Source organism: Enterobacter sp. ECC_219_Taxon_10 (genome assembly GCF_058354905.1).
In genome coordinates, this window is record NZ_CM178005.1 from 3,946,803 (window position 1) to 3,958,844 (window position 12,042).

The following is a 12,042-nucleotide window of genomic DNA, read 5'->3' on the forward strand; positions in this document are numbered from 1 at the left end:
ACTCTTTCAGCGCCTGTCACCAACAGGCAGATTGATACTTAGCTGCCCGCGACTAGCGCAGATCCTTAACAGCGACGTGGTCCATGTCATCGAAGACCTGGTTTTCTCCAACCATACCCCAGATGAAGGTATAGGCTTTTGTCCCCACGCCGGAGTGAATAGACCAGCTGGGTGAAATGACCGCCTGCTCGTTATGCATGACGATATGGCGCGTCTCCTGCGGCTGTCCCATCATGTGGAACACGCAGGCATCGTCGTCCATGTTGAAGTAGAAGTAGACTTCCATGCGGCGCTCATGGGTATGGCACGGCATGGTGTTCCACAGGTTGCCCGGAGCCAGTTCGGTCAGCCCCATGCTGAGCTGGCAGGTTTCCAGCACATCCGGAACGAAGTATTTATTGATGGTACGGCGGTTGCTGGTGAGGTTATCGCCCAGCGTCACGGGCGCAACGTCCGCTGGCGTCACTTTTTTGGTTGGATAAGCGGTGTGCGCGGGGGCGCAGTTGTAGTAAAACTTTGCGGGCTTAGCGCCGTCGATGCTGGCAAAGACCACCTCTTTCGCCCCTTTGCCGACGTACAGCCCGTCTCGGTGGCCAATCTCGTAGCACTGGCCGTCCACGGTAATCGTGCCCGGCCCGCCGATATTAATCACGCCCAGTTCACGACGCTCCAGGAAGTAGCTGACGCCCAGCTGCTTGCCCACTTCGCCGCCCACGGAGACGGTTTTCGCCACCGGCATAATGCCGCCCACAATAATGCGGTCGATGTGGCTATAGACCATGGTGTACGTGTCGGCTCCGAACACCTGCTCAATTAAAAACTCGCTGCGCAGCCCCTGAGTATCCAGCGTTTTGGCGTGCGCGCTGTGAATGCTTTGTCTGACGTCCACGGTAACCTCCAGATGTGGTCATTCCCGAAAGAAGAAAATAAACGAAACAGCGTTCCGTTTTACATTATGAGCACATACTAGCGGCAGAAAATAGGCTTTTCAACCCAACTTAAAACAACGTTTCATTTTTTATTTTATTTATAGCGGAAATGACGTTCGGATCACGATAAATACGCCAGGCAAAAACAGCGCGATAAAAAAAACCTCCCGAAGGAGGTTTTTTTTAATGAGGTAAGATTAGCGCTCAATGGCCAGCGCCACCCCTTGTCCGCCGCCTATACAGAGAGTAGCTATCCCTTTGCGGGCGTTTCGCTTTTTCATTTCGTGGACCAGGGAGACCAGGATTCGGCAACCGGACGCACCGATGGGATGCCCCAGCGCAATGGCCCCGCCGTTTACGTTGACCCGCAGCGGATCCCACTCCAGCATTTTGCCGACCGAGATCGCCTGCGCGGCAAAGGCTTCGTTCACTTCAATCAGATCCACATCAGAAAGCTGCCACCCTGCGCGCTCCAGGCAGCGGCGGGTAGCGTAGACCGGCGCGATCCCCATTAACGCAGGATCCACGCCCACGCTGGCAAATGCCTTAATGCGGGCCAGCACGGGGAGATCGAGTTCAAGGGCTTTGCTTTCACTCATCATCATGACGGCCGCGGCGCCGTCGTTAATGGAAGAGGCATTTCCCGCCGTGACCGAGCCCTGGGTCTCAAACGCGGGATTCAGTCTTGCCAGGCCTTCAGCACTGGCATCGGTGCGCGGCTGTTCATCGGTATCTATAACGATAACCTCACCGTTCTGACGCTGCGTGCTGACCGGGACAATCTCGTCGCGAAAACGACCGGAATCAATCGCGGCACGCGCTTTTTGCTGCGAACTTAGCGCATAGGCGTCCTGCAGTTCGCGGCTGATGCCGTACTCGCGCGCCAGATTTTCTGCCGTCACGCCCATATGATAGTCGTTGAACGCATCCCACAGCCCGTCATGCACGAGGCTGTCGAGCAGCTGGCTGTTGCCCAGTTGCGCGCCGGTACGGCTGTCGGTCAGAACGTGCGGCGCGCGGCTCATGTTCTCTTGTCCGCCAGCAATAACCACATCCGCTTCACCGCACTGAATGGCCTGGGTGGCGAGATGCAGCGCTTTTAATCCTGAACCACAGACGTCGTTAATGGTGATGGCGGATACGGTATTGGGCAACCCGCCCTTCAGCGCCGCCTGGCGCGCAGGGTTCTGCCCGGCTCCGGCCGTGAGAACCTGCCCCAGGATCACTTCATCAACTTCATGTGCGGCGATCCCGCTACGTTCCACCAGCGCTTTAACTACCACGCTGCCCAGGTCAACCGCCGAGTGACGCGCAAGCGCTCCCTGAAAACAGCCGATAGCCGTACGCAACGCACCCACTATTACGACATCTTTCATCACGACCTCTGTGTTAAATGACATGACGATAGTAGAGGATTGTTACTGGCAATTATCTTAATTGTTTAAAAATAGTGAGTTTAATCACAAGGATTAGCGCGCATCCTGCAGATACTGCCGCAGCCAGCTTCCGGCAACGCCGGGCGGGGATCGTTTATTCCACAGCAAATCGATGCCGATCGCCCTTGGCCAGCCGGGAACATTGAGCTGTACCAGCGATTTCGCCGCGGCGAATTCATCCACCAGCGCGCACGGCAGCACGCACCAGCCGAAACCCTGGACGGCCATACTCAGCAGTAACAGGTAGTTCGGCGCTGACCAGACGGGCCCCCGAGCAATCTCAGCCTCGCGCTCAAGGTAGGTGCTGAGCCTCAGCTCCCGCCAGCCGTGCAGCTCGTCGCTCTGCACCTCGTGTTGCCCGGCGAGCGGGTGCGTGGTCGCGACATATATCGCCATTCGGGTCTGCACCGGCAGCCGGGTGGCGCCAATATCCGTAGGATAACTGTCTCGCGCTTCCGTCAGACCCACCTGCGCGCGCTCCTTTTGCAGCAGATCGATCACGTCTTCTTCCTCGCCAATCAGACATTCGAATTCCGTATGGGGAAAGCGGGCGTCAAACTGCTTCATCAGATCTTCCAGCACGTCCGGGTTGAGGGTATCGGAAAGGACAAACGTCAAACGCGCTTCGGTTCGTGCCGTTAACGACACCGCCAGCTCATCAAGCCGCGTGCTGGCGGCGAGGATGGCCTGCACGTAGCCCAGCACCTGTTCCCCCTGGACCGTTAGCACCGGCTGCCGCGCCGAGCGGTCAAACAGTTCGAAACCCAGATCGGCCTCAAGATTGGCAATGGAGGTGCTGATCGTCGACTGGCTTTTACGCAGCCGGCGCGCGGCAGCAGAGAAAGAGCCTGCCGCAACGGTCTCAACAAACGCGGTAAGGGCTTCAGGTGAATAGTGCATAACCTATCTACTTTATCGATGGATACCATCTTTAATATATCAGCTTTAGCGATAAAAATAGGCTGCATCAACGCCCATACCGGCGAATTAATGAGGTCTACACTATGCAACACCAGGATGTACTCCAACGTAAGCTGCCGGAGCGGATCTTCCACGCTGTCTGTTTCGAAGGGATTGCCACGGCAATTCTCGCCCCCACGGCGGCGTGGCTGATGCAGCGCTCCGTGGTGGAGATGGGCGGGTTAACCATTATCCTGGCTACCACCGCCATGCTCTGGAACATTATCTATAACTTCGGCTTCGACCGTTTCTGGCCTGTCCAGCGCGTAAAACGTACGGCAAAAGTGCGTGCGCTGCACGCGCTGGGGTTCGAATGTGGGTTTATTGTGATTGGCGTGTCGATTGTCGCCGCCGTGCTGGGCGTGACCTTGCTTCAGGCATTTACGCTGGAAATAGGTTTCTTCCTGTTCTTCCTGCCGTACACCATGTTCTATAACTGGGCATACGATAACCTGCGCGAGAAATTTCTTAAGCGCCGCCAGCAACGACGCGCTCTGGCAGGCTAAAATCACGCTGGCCGGACGCCCGTTCCGGCCAAACTCCGTCGAAGCAACTGCGCTCTTCAGGCATAACTATGGTAAATTGCACGCCATTCTGATGGTTTGTTAGTTGAAACGTTGCTCTAATGTCGAAAATTTGGTCAAAAGATGAGACTCTCTGGAGTTTCGCTCTCTATGGCACGGCCGTGGGCGCAGGAACGCTGTTCTTGCCCATTCAGCTGGGCTCCGCAGGCGCTATTGTCCTGTTTATCACCGCCCTTGTGGCCTATCCGTTAACCTACTGGCCGCACCGGGCGCTAACGCAATTTATTCTCTCTTCAAAAACAAAAGGTAATGAAGGGATCACCGGCGCCGTCTCCCACTACTATGGTAAGAAGATTGGCAACCTGATCACCACGCTCTATTTCATCGCCTTCTTTGTGGTGGTGCAGATATATGCGGTGGCCATCACCAACTCGTTAACCGAACAGCTGGCGAAACACCTGACGGTAGATATCGTCGTTCGCGTGCTGGTCAGCCTGGGCGTGGTGCTGGTTCTGAATCTGATCTTCCTGATGGGACGGCATATCACAATAAAAGTGATGGGCTTCCTGGTGTTTCCGCTGATTGCCTATTTCCTGTTTGTCTCGCTCTACCTGATCGGCAGCTGGCAACCCTCGCTGCTGACCAGCCAGATGGCCGTCGATCGCCATACGCTGCACCAGGTTTGGATTTCGATTCCGGTGATGGTGTTTGCGTTCAGCCATACCCCGATTATCTCCACATTTGCCGTTGACCGTCGCGAGAAATTTGCCGACGGCGCCATGGATAAATGCAATAAAATCATGAAGGTGGCGTACCTGATCATCTGCCTGAGCGTGCTGTTCTTTGTCTTCAGCTGCCTGCTCTCTATTCCACCGTCGTATATTGTAGCCGCCAAAGAGCAAGGGGTAACGATCCTGTCCGCGCTGTCGATGATGCCTTCTTCACCGGCGTGGCTGGGTATTTCTGGCATTGTGGTGGCGATTGTTGCGATGTCAAAATCGTTCCTCGGCACCTATTTTGGGGTGATTGAAGGGGCGACGGAGATCGTGAAGTCGTCACTAAATCAGATCGGCGTAAAAAAAAGCCGCGCCTTCAACCGCGCGCTTTCCATTATGGGGGTGTCGTTAATCACCTTTGCCGTCTGCTGCATTAACCCGAACGCCATTTCGATGATTTACGCCATCAGCGGTCCGCTTATCGCCATGATTTTGTTTATCATGCCGACGCTGTCGACGTATCTGATCCCCTCCCTGAAACAATACCGTTCCATTGGCAGCCTGCTGACGCTGATCGTCGGCGTGCTGTGCGTGTCGGTGATGTTTGTGGGCTAAACATACTCATGCCCGGCATTCTGTCGGGCATGCCTCTCAGTCTCGCCCTGCTGACTCCAGCGGAAAAGGTCTGTCCTGCACTACCGTTTTCATGACAAGCGTAGAGCGAAGGTGCTGCACGCCAGGCATGGCGGAGAGTTTCTCGTCATAGAGTTTCTGAAAGGCCGACAGGTCGCGGGTCACAACGTGCATCAGATAATCCGGATCGCCAAACAGACGCTGTGCCAGCACGATCTGAGGGATCTCTTCTACCGCCTCTTCAAACGCGCTTACCGCCTTTCGGTCCCCCTCTTTTAGCGTCGCAAACACTATCGCCAGAAAGTTAAAGCCCATTTTGGCGGGGTCAAGGCTGGCACGGTATCCCGTTATGGCCCCGCTTTGCTCCAGCGCCCGGACGCGACGATGGCACGGCGAAAGGCTCAGATTCACCCGTTCAGCCAGCTCGGTAAGGGATAAGCGGCCATCGGACTGCAGCTCCGCAAGAATTTTTCGATCGATGCTATCCATGTGGAAGATTTTCTCATTTTGACGGTGTTATGAGCATAACATTGAAAGCCTATTTCGCAGGGTTAGCGATATTCTTTTTCTCAACTTTGACGCACTGCAGGAGTCTTCAGGACGATGGAAATGAGTATTGTGGCCGGCTTTTGGGTGGTTTCGTTTCTGCTCATCATAACGCCTGGCGCCGACTGGGCCTACGCCATTAGCGCCGGGATTAACGGGCGGCGCGTGGTGCCGGCGGTGATGGGGTTGATGTCCGGGCATTTGTTAGCCACGCTGATCGTGGTGGCTGGCGTAGGCGTACTGATTGCCCAACATCCGCTGGCGCTAACCGGGCTGACCATTGCGGGGGCCGTGTATCTCCTGTGGCTTGGCATTACGCTATTACGTCACCCCGCCGCGCCGGAAAAGGCCACCCACCACGCGGGAAACTGGAAACAGTGGGCGGTGAAAGGGCTCTGCATTAGCGGCCTTAACCCGAAAGTTTTTTTGCTTTTTCTGGCGCTGCTTCCGCAGTTTACAGACCCTGCAGGAAGCTGGTCGATAGCGATGCAGATGTCCGCGCTTGGCGTGATGCACCTGATCACCTGCACGCTGGTCTATCTGCTGGTGGGGTATGGTTCGAGAGCGGTGCTGGCGACCCGGCCACAGGCGGCGCGTCTGGTGAGCATGGCATCGGGCGGGATAATGGTGATGATCGCGTTGGTATTGCTGTTTGAACAGATGAGATAAAAAAACACCGGCCATCGCCGGTGTGTTTTACGCCCGAATATCGTCATATTCCCGCGTGTTATCAAATTCATGCTTCGCAAACGGGCACAGCGGGATAATTTTGCGGTTCTCACCGCGCATCTTCTCAACCACTTTCGCCACCAGCTGCTTGCCCACACCCTGCCCCTTCAGGCTCGGATCGACATCGGTATGCTCAATAATGCTCAGGTGCTCGCCGGTCGGCACGAAGACAATCTCAGCGACCTGATTGCCGTTCGCATCGTTTACGTAAAACTTGTTGTGGCCTTCCAGAATATCCATGGTTCCTCGCTTATTTTTGGCGGTACTTCAGCGCACCGCTCGGGCAGGTATCAATCACGCGTACAACCGTTTCCACGTCCACTTCATCAGGAACAATCCACGGCTTACGCTTCAGATTAAACAGCTTTGCGCTCCCACGCACGCAGTTACCGGAGTGTTTGCAGATCCCGGTGTTGAAGTAAACGTCAATTTTCTCGCCGGTATAGGCCCGGTAGCCTGCATCCAGTAGTTCTTTATCCATGACATTGCCTCTGTAATTATTCTCGTGCTGAATGAAGCATAGCCTTATGGGATCCCGATAGCTATCACGCTAAAAACGAAAAGCCAGCTCGCAACACTTTTCGCCGGATTGCGTCCCCCTGCGTACATCGGTGGGTGCGCATACTGGCTGTTTTACGCATTAAGCGTGATCCGACATTCTGTTACTGAGTATCCCCGGTGAGATGTTTAAAATTAAACAAGTTTAATCTGAAGATGAGCCTGTCGTTTACGATAATGTCCGCTCTGCTTATTTAACATGAGTTACCCATGAAGACACGGCCATTATTACTGACTCTGCTCAGCCTCAATTTATTAACCGCCTGCAGCGCTTCTGAGCCAGATAAGGTTGAACAAATACACCATCTGCAGGTCCCGCTAGTTTTACCGGGAGAAAAACCGCCTGCCGTTCCGGCATCACATATTGCAGCACTTTATCAAGAAAATAAAATACAGATAGATAAAATAGCAACACAGCTGAAATCACAATATTTACAGCACGCCACCGCGAAGGATATTTTCACCGAAGATAGCCCCGTTCAGCCGGTCTACGCCTCGCTGACAAAACTGGAACAGCTTGAAATGATTAATCAGCAATACTTGAAAGATAAAAATGTTACCGGTCTGCAAAAGATTAAACTTGCCCTTCAGCCTTTAGTCACTTAAATACCAAAAAGCCCAACTGCTGAGCAGCTGGGCTTTTTTAATTGAGAGGCTAACAACGATTAATCGTGCTGTCCGAATCGCCATGTCAGGCCTGCCGTTACGGAGCTTACGTCGCTGCTGACGCCAATCTGGTTGGCGTTACCCACATTGCTTACCCATTGATATTCCAGGCGGCCAGCCAAATTTTTGTTGAACGCATACTCCGTCCCCACTGCGGCAAGCGGGCGAATGCCTGTATCAAAACGATTGTGACCACTTACATCAGATTCTGCGCGATACGCCATCGCCCCGGCACGCCCATAGATATCCCAGCTGTCGGTCACGGCATAGCTTGCTTTTAAGGACATCTGCAGCCCCTGGCTTTTCATTTGTGCGCCCGCACTATGGTTGCCTTTCATCTGCATATTTCCTAAATAATCATAACCACCTTCTACTGCGAGCCAGGGTGTCATCTGATAGCCAGCGTAAACCCCACCGCCGACGTTATCATGATCGATATTATACTGGCTTGAGCCATTGTTATTATCGCTCGCTTTAGAACCTGTGCTGGCGTCAAAATAGTGTGACCAGCCAAATTTAGCCCCGCTATACCATGTACCTGTATCCGCAGCTGCAAATGCAGCCGTTGCAGTGAACGCGTTAGCAATAATTAATGCAAAAAGTGTCTTCTTCATACGAATCCCGTTTACTCTGCTAAATATTATCAGTGAGCAAACGATATAGACAAACGAGAACAACGTGAAATGCTTTTCTGTTTAATTTTAAATTTTAGAACGACTCAGGTAAATTTCCCATTTCCAGTAAATAACCGCCGCGCTTAAACGCAATATATTGACCTTGCTTAAGCGCCGATAATACGTTGAGAATGCTGCTGCGTGAAAGAAGCGTACGATCCTGAATATATTCCAGAATGCTCGTCCGCATACGCGCCTCTTCGGGAAGTAATATCATCTCCTGCAGATAGCTACGAATCACGGAATAGGTACGTTGCTGCACGACCTGCGCATCACGATAAATCAGATACGCCGTATGATACGACAGTAAGGCCGCAACGTCTTCCCAGACGCCCTTTTCACGAAATAGCGCAGCTGCTTCATCTGCATCAGCACGTAAAATTATAGACTCTCTTTCTGCACGTAAAATATGCCCTTGTGTCGGCTGGATCATCTCGGCAATGCCGAACAGATGAGGCTCGAAAACGGTCACTAAGAGCAGTCCATCAGAGGCCCGCAGCAGCGAAAGCTCCCCGTCCTGAAAAAGGTACATCTGCTGGTGGCCTTTGTGTTTCCAGGTGATCCGCTTGCGCGGCGCGAGCTTCACTTTCTCTGCCATTGGCTCAAGGATCGCCGTCAAACGTTCAATGGATTGTTCAGGCCGAACAGGAGGTAAAATATTCATAACACAGCCTTTTAGCGTTGGGTAATGGCCAGTATAGACTACAACAGTCATTGATCAGACAAGTATGAGGGGGAAGTGATATCAGATAGAAAAACATGAGTAAAAAGAAACTCTGTTTATTTTTGAATTTTCCACCAAGAACGTCGGTAATAGGTAACTGATATTTGTTGGTGCTTGCTCTAATACCTATGAAAACACTGGGGAGAAAAGACTATTAAAACCTGAACAATCTTTTCTTCTTACACATCACTTCATTAAGATTATTCCTAATAAAACAACAAATATTTGTTGTTTTTTAAATAATTACAAAATATCAAGCCGAAACAGGCCGTTCCAGCTTTTGAATTGTATATACAGCCTGACTATTCTCTTTCGAGCCGAAAACATTCCGGAAATGAATATGCGTAAAGTGTAATACATACAGATTCATTTATTCGCTTTATCAGGCTGTTAGCCGATGTGAGTCATTAAAAAACTCATTTCGCAAGGACTATCTTTCAATGGCGAAATTGTACGCCACTCTCACAGGAGTCAGACATGAGCGCAAATTTAATCTGGTCAGGAAAAGTTGATGCAAAAAGTGCCGAAGGGATAAATACAGGCCTTTCCCTCAAACGAGGGGAGATCATTACGATTCTGGCCGATGGCTGGGCCAAAAATGGTAGCGAAACTTTTGCTCTGACCGCGCCACAGGGACGTATTCCCAGAGAGGGCGAACCGCTAACGATACGCAATCCTTCACTTCTGGCACGGATTGGGGGTGAAACATATCCGGTTGGCAACCATAAATATCGCTGGTCAATTCCTGCTGAAGGTATTCTGACGCTGATTTATGCCGATGGTAAAGACCAGTACAAAGACAACTCGGGCGAATTCAGCGTTGAAGTGTATCGCGAGGCGGATATTACAGCGAGGACAGCACCGTTTGAAGATTTAACCAACTTTGAACGTGATAACTGGAATAGCTGGCAGGCGGGACCTGCCGGGCACGATCTTTACCTGGTTGACGCCAGCGCCCGCGCCGTCGAGTTTATTACCAGGCCCAATAAAAATCATGCCGGAGAGATCCTCAAAAAGACGCTGACAGGTCTGACTGCCGGGCATGAATATACCTGGACGCTGAAAGCTGCGCGCATTATTGGAAAATATGAAGCGCCAAAAATTTCTCTCCGTGCGGATGGCAAAGACATCTCCGCACCGCTGGAGCTGAAGCAGGCGAATGAATGGGTAACCCTGAGTGGAAAATTCAAAGCCGCGAGCAGTCAGGCTGAACTCGCGGTAGTCAGCCATGTTACAGCAAGTATGGGGAATGATTTCAGAATTAAGGAGCTAAAAATTAAGGGATAATCTACAGGAGTGTCGGTCTGCTATTCGGCATGAATGCTGGATGGCAGTTCGATGTTCAAAACAGGATTAAAAAATTGTGTAGCGCACATGATCAACATATGCGCTACACCAACAGGCAATAAACACACGGCATTACTCTTTATTATGTTGTATATCCTCTCAGTATCGGCTGTGATTAGAAACAAGACGCGTCTCGATTAACGCTATCCTGAAACACAGCACGCTTTCGGTTAGGGTATCTGAGCGGAAGTAACACACTAACTTCATGCCTAATAAACACCAGTGGGGTAATATCGGTTCTGAATACACATTCAGGGCTGCATATTCACGTAATCAAAAAGATCATGGTGCCTGCAAAAGCGCACCATGAAAGAGCCATAATCTGCAATTAGCAAAGCACATCCTTGTTTAATTAAAAGGCAACGTAATTGTACTGCCGGTATATCGCTAAACGATACAAGACCTGTCTGGTTAATTCAGGGGGCAGCAGATCATACCTCTTATTGGTAAACCGTCATTCAATTGTTGAACGATAACAGACATCGTATGTTAAGTAACTTGTTGATAGCGAAATACATTTAAGCCAATTTTGGGTGGTGTTTTGCAACAAGGGGAGAGATATGGAGCGGGCGAAGGGAAATCACCCCCGCTCCAAAGATCTCGTAATCCCATGGATTTATTAACAAAAACGTGATGCATTGTAGGAGGGTTTTGTAGGAGGAACTACAACGTTTTGCAAACCGCTTCACTCCAGAACGCTGATAAGTTTTAGCGCGTCACTTCTGACAGAATCTTGTATTCGCCCAGAGTCAGCGATCAACGTCAAAGCCTCAATACTTAAACCATCCCTGATCACTTTTCGCGCTTTACTGAGACGGCCCCGGCAACTTTTCTCTGTATAACCCTCACGTGAGTGCATTTGCTCAATGATATCCGCGCTTGATAAATTTGAATCGGCAAAATGATGGTAGTAGTTTACAAAGCACTCCATCCCGATAGCCTTAAGGTGGCTGACCAGGGTAACACTACTCGTTATCTTCTCTGGTTGATTCAAAACCTCTTCCACAGGTTCGGGTGGAAGGGTTTGCATAGCCGCTTCATTGACTGAAACCGAACTCCTGACAATCAAGTCTTCTTTGATGGAACTAACTCGGGGATCAGTAAGAATCGCGCCCTTGAGGTTAACGATATGTGCGTTAACGTGGTCACTATGCCGTGCATAATCTCGTATTACTTCATGTGGGATTTTGTAAGCATCAAGAATGTTGTAAGTCCCATCGAAAATAACCGCGATTAAATAATCAAAATCGGCTGCCTCATAGTTACGCAAGGCACTAAGCTGCCGGGAAGGATTATCCGGCGTAACTCTCCTAGCTTTGATCTGCACTTTCAGGCCATCAGCATCAATGGCATCAGCACCCGCCGAGGAATTACTGAGAAGAGTCATACCCAGTGCATTAGAAACCAGCCATTCAGCATAGTCACCAACAGGATTATTCTTGGTGCGAATGACACCTCTAGAACGCAACTGCGTTAATATTTCGGAATGAAGTGACAGCAATTCAAGATTATTCAGCGCATTTAGCCAATCATATGATGTTAAATGATTATTTTTCAAAAACACTCTCCATTGCCGAAGTGAAATGCCACTGTAACGCCT

Annotated in this window: 14 protein-coding genes; 5 read left to right on the forward strand and 9 right to left on the reverse strand. The window is 51.1% G+C overall.

Annotated elements, in window-relative coordinates; translation table 11 throughout:
- Positions 1-52 precede the first annotated feature (52 nt).
- The 3 genes from kduI to AC4ICF_RS18685 all read right to left on the reverse strand — a co-directional run bounded on the left by kduI (position 53) and on the right by AC4ICF_RS18685 (position 3,265).
- Positions 53-889, reverse strand: coding sequence for a 5-dehydro-4-deoxy-D-glucuronate isomerase (kduI, locus tag AC4ICF_RS18675; RefSeq protein WP_316380101.1), 837 nt, complete (start codon positions 887-889; stop codon positions 53-55).
- 237 nt (positions 890-1,126) lie between these two features.
- On the reverse strand, positions 1,127-2,305 hold the full coding sequence (locus AC4ICF_RS18680; protein ID WP_316380100.1) for an acetyl-CoA C-acetyltransferase: 1,179 nt from the start codon (positions 2,303-2,305) through the stop codon (positions 1,127-1,129).
- Positions 2,306-2,398: 93 nt separating this feature from the next.
- Entirely contained in the window at positions 2,399-3,265 is an 867-nt protein-coding gene (locus AC4ICF_RS18685; RefSeq protein ID WP_116341863.1) for a LysR family transcriptional regulator, read from the reverse strand.
- A gap of 104 nt (positions 3,266-3,369) precedes the next feature.
- On the opposite strand from AC4ICF_RS18685, the gene AC4ICF_RS18690 reads away from it, so the two are divergent.
- Positions 3,370-3,831: a multidrug/biocide efflux PACE transporter gene (locus tag AC4ICF_RS18690; RefSeq protein WP_116341865.1), complete on the forward strand. Its 462-nt coding sequence runs from the start codon at positions 3,370-3,372 to the stop codon at positions 3,829-3,831.
- Between the two features lie 119 nt (positions 3,832-3,950).
- Positions 3,951-5,180 (forward strand): amino acid permease, encoded by a 1,230-nt coding sequence (locus AC4ICF_RS18695; protein ID WP_116341867.1) that lies wholly within the window; start codon positions 3,951-3,953, stop codon positions 5,178-5,180.
- Between the two features lie 36 nt (positions 5,181-5,216).
- On the opposite strand, the gene AC4ICF_RS18700 is transcribed toward AC4ICF_RS18695, so the two are convergent.
- Positions 5,217-5,687 carry an Lrp/AsnC family transcriptional regulator gene (locus AC4ICF_RS18700; RefSeq protein ID WP_061097185.1) on the reverse strand — a complete coding sequence of 157 codons (471 nt, stop codon included), beginning with the start codon at positions 5,685-5,687 and terminating at the stop codon, positions 5,217-5,219.
- Between the two features lie 114 nt (positions 5,688-5,801).
- Here AC4ICF_RS18700 and AC4ICF_RS18705 point away from each other — a divergent pair, with 114 nt between their 5' ends.
- Positions 5,802-6,413: a LysE family translocator gene (locus AC4ICF_RS18705; RefSeq protein WP_316380099.1), complete on the forward strand. Its 612-nt coding sequence runs from the start codon at positions 5,802-5,804 to the stop codon at positions 6,411-6,413.
- 27 nt (positions 6,414-6,440) lie between these two features.
- Here AC4ICF_RS18705 and AC4ICF_RS18710 read toward each other — a convergent pair whose 3' ends face one another.
- Both AC4ICF_RS18710 and yjdI read right to left on the reverse strand, forming a co-directional pair.
- Entirely contained in the window at positions 6,441-6,713 is a 273-nt protein-coding gene (locus tag AC4ICF_RS18710; RefSeq protein WP_013098585.1) for a GNAT family N-acetyltransferase, read from the reverse strand.
- 10 nt (positions 6,714-6,723) lie between these two features.
- Positions 6,724-6,954 carry a 4Fe-4S mono-cluster protein YjdI gene (gene yjdI, locus AC4ICF_RS18715; protein WP_032660181.1) on the reverse strand — a complete coding sequence of 77 codons (231 nt, stop codon included), beginning with the start codon at positions 6,952-6,954 and terminating at the stop codon, positions 6,724-6,726.
- Positions 6,955-7,241: 287 nt separating this feature from the next.
- Here yjdI and AC4ICF_RS18720 point away from each other — a divergent pair, with 287 nt between their 5' ends.
- Positions 7,242-7,637: a hypothetical protein gene (locus AC4ICF_RS18720; protein WP_116341873.1), complete on the forward strand. Its 396-nt coding sequence runs from the start codon at positions 7,242-7,244 to the stop codon at positions 7,635-7,637.
- Between the two features lie 59 nt (positions 7,638-7,696).
- On the opposite strand, the gene AC4ICF_RS18725 is transcribed toward AC4ICF_RS18720, so the two are convergent.
- On the reverse strand, positions 7,697-8,311 hold the full coding sequence (locus AC4ICF_RS18725; protein WP_302221267.1) for an outer membrane beta-barrel protein: 615 nt from the start codon (positions 8,309-8,311) through the stop codon (positions 7,697-7,699).
- A 94-nt stretch (positions 8,312-8,405) separates the two neighbouring features.
- The gene (locus tag AC4ICF_RS18730; RefSeq protein WP_316380098.1) at positions 8,406-9,035 is read right to left on the reverse strand and encodes a helix-turn-helix domain-containing protein; all 630 of its coding nucleotides are present in this window, start codon (positions 9,033-9,035) and stop codon (positions 8,406-8,408) included.
- A gap of 537 nt (positions 9,036-9,572) precedes the next feature.
- On the opposite strand from AC4ICF_RS18730, the gene AC4ICF_RS18735 reads away from it, so the two are divergent.
- Positions 9,573-10,382, forward strand: coding sequence for a LecA/PA-IL family lectin (locus AC4ICF_RS18735; RefSeq protein ID WP_316380097.1), 810 nt, complete (start codon positions 9,573-9,575; stop codon positions 10,380-10,382).
- A 745-nt stretch (positions 10,383-11,127) separates the two neighbouring features.
- On the opposite strand, the gene AC4ICF_RS18740 is transcribed toward AC4ICF_RS18735, so the two are convergent.
- A complete protein-coding gene (locus AC4ICF_RS18740; protein ID WP_046883073.1) occupies positions 11,128-12,000 on the reverse strand; it encodes a DUF6998 domain-containing protein in 873 nt (290 codons plus the stop codon).
- Between the last annotated feature and the right edge of the window lie 42 nt (positions 12,001-12,042).

Excerpts from the sequence above, each read along its gene's own strand:
- AC4ICF_RS18680 (WP_316380100.1), bottom strand. The coding sequence starts at position 2,305 with ATGAAAGATGTCGTAATAGTGGGTGCGTTGCGTACGGCTATCGGCTGT.
- AC4ICF_RS18685 (WP_116341863.1), bottom strand. The coding sequence starts at position 3,265 with ATGCACTATTCACCTGAAGCCCTTACCGCGTTTGTTGAGACCGTTGCG.
- AC4ICF_RS18690 (WP_116341865.1), top strand. The coding sequence starts at position 3,370 with ATGCAACACCAGGATGTACTCCAACGTAAGCTGCCGGAGCGGATCTTC.
- AC4ICF_RS18695 (WP_116341867.1), top strand. The coding sequence starts at position 3,951 with ATGTCGAAAATTTGGTCAAAAGATGAGACTCTCTGGAGTTTCGCTCTC.
- AC4ICF_RS18700 (WP_061097185.1), bottom strand. The coding sequence starts at position 5,687 with ATGGATAGCATCGATCGAAAAATTCTTGCGGAGCTGCAGTCCGATGGC.
- AC4ICF_RS18705 (WP_316380099.1), top strand. The coding sequence starts at position 5,802 with ATGGAAATGAGTATTGTGGCCGGCTTTTGGGTGGTTTCGTTTCTGCTC.
- AC4ICF_RS18710 (WP_013098585.1), bottom strand. The coding sequence starts at position 6,713 with ATGGATATTCTGGAAGGCCACAACAAGTTTTACGTAAACGATGCGAAC.
- yjdI (WP_032660181.1), bottom strand. The coding sequence starts at position 6,954 with ATGGATAAAGAACTACTGGATGCAGGCTACCGGGCCTATACCGGCGAG.
- AC4ICF_RS18720 (WP_116341873.1), top strand. The coding sequence starts at position 7,242 with ATGAAGACACGGCCATTATTACTGACTCTGCTCAGCCTCAATTTATTA.
- AC4ICF_RS18725 (WP_302221267.1), bottom strand. The coding sequence starts at position 8,311 with ATGAAGAAGACACTTTTTGCATTAATTATTGCTAACGCGTTCACTGCA.
- AC4ICF_RS18730 (WP_316380098.1), bottom strand. The coding sequence starts at position 9,035 with ATGAATATTTTACCTCCTGTTCGGCCTGAACAATCCATTGAACGTTTG.
- AC4ICF_RS18735 (WP_316380097.1), top strand. The coding sequence starts at position 9,573 with ATGAGCGCAAATTTAATCTGGTCAGGAAAAGTTGATGCAAAAAGTGCC.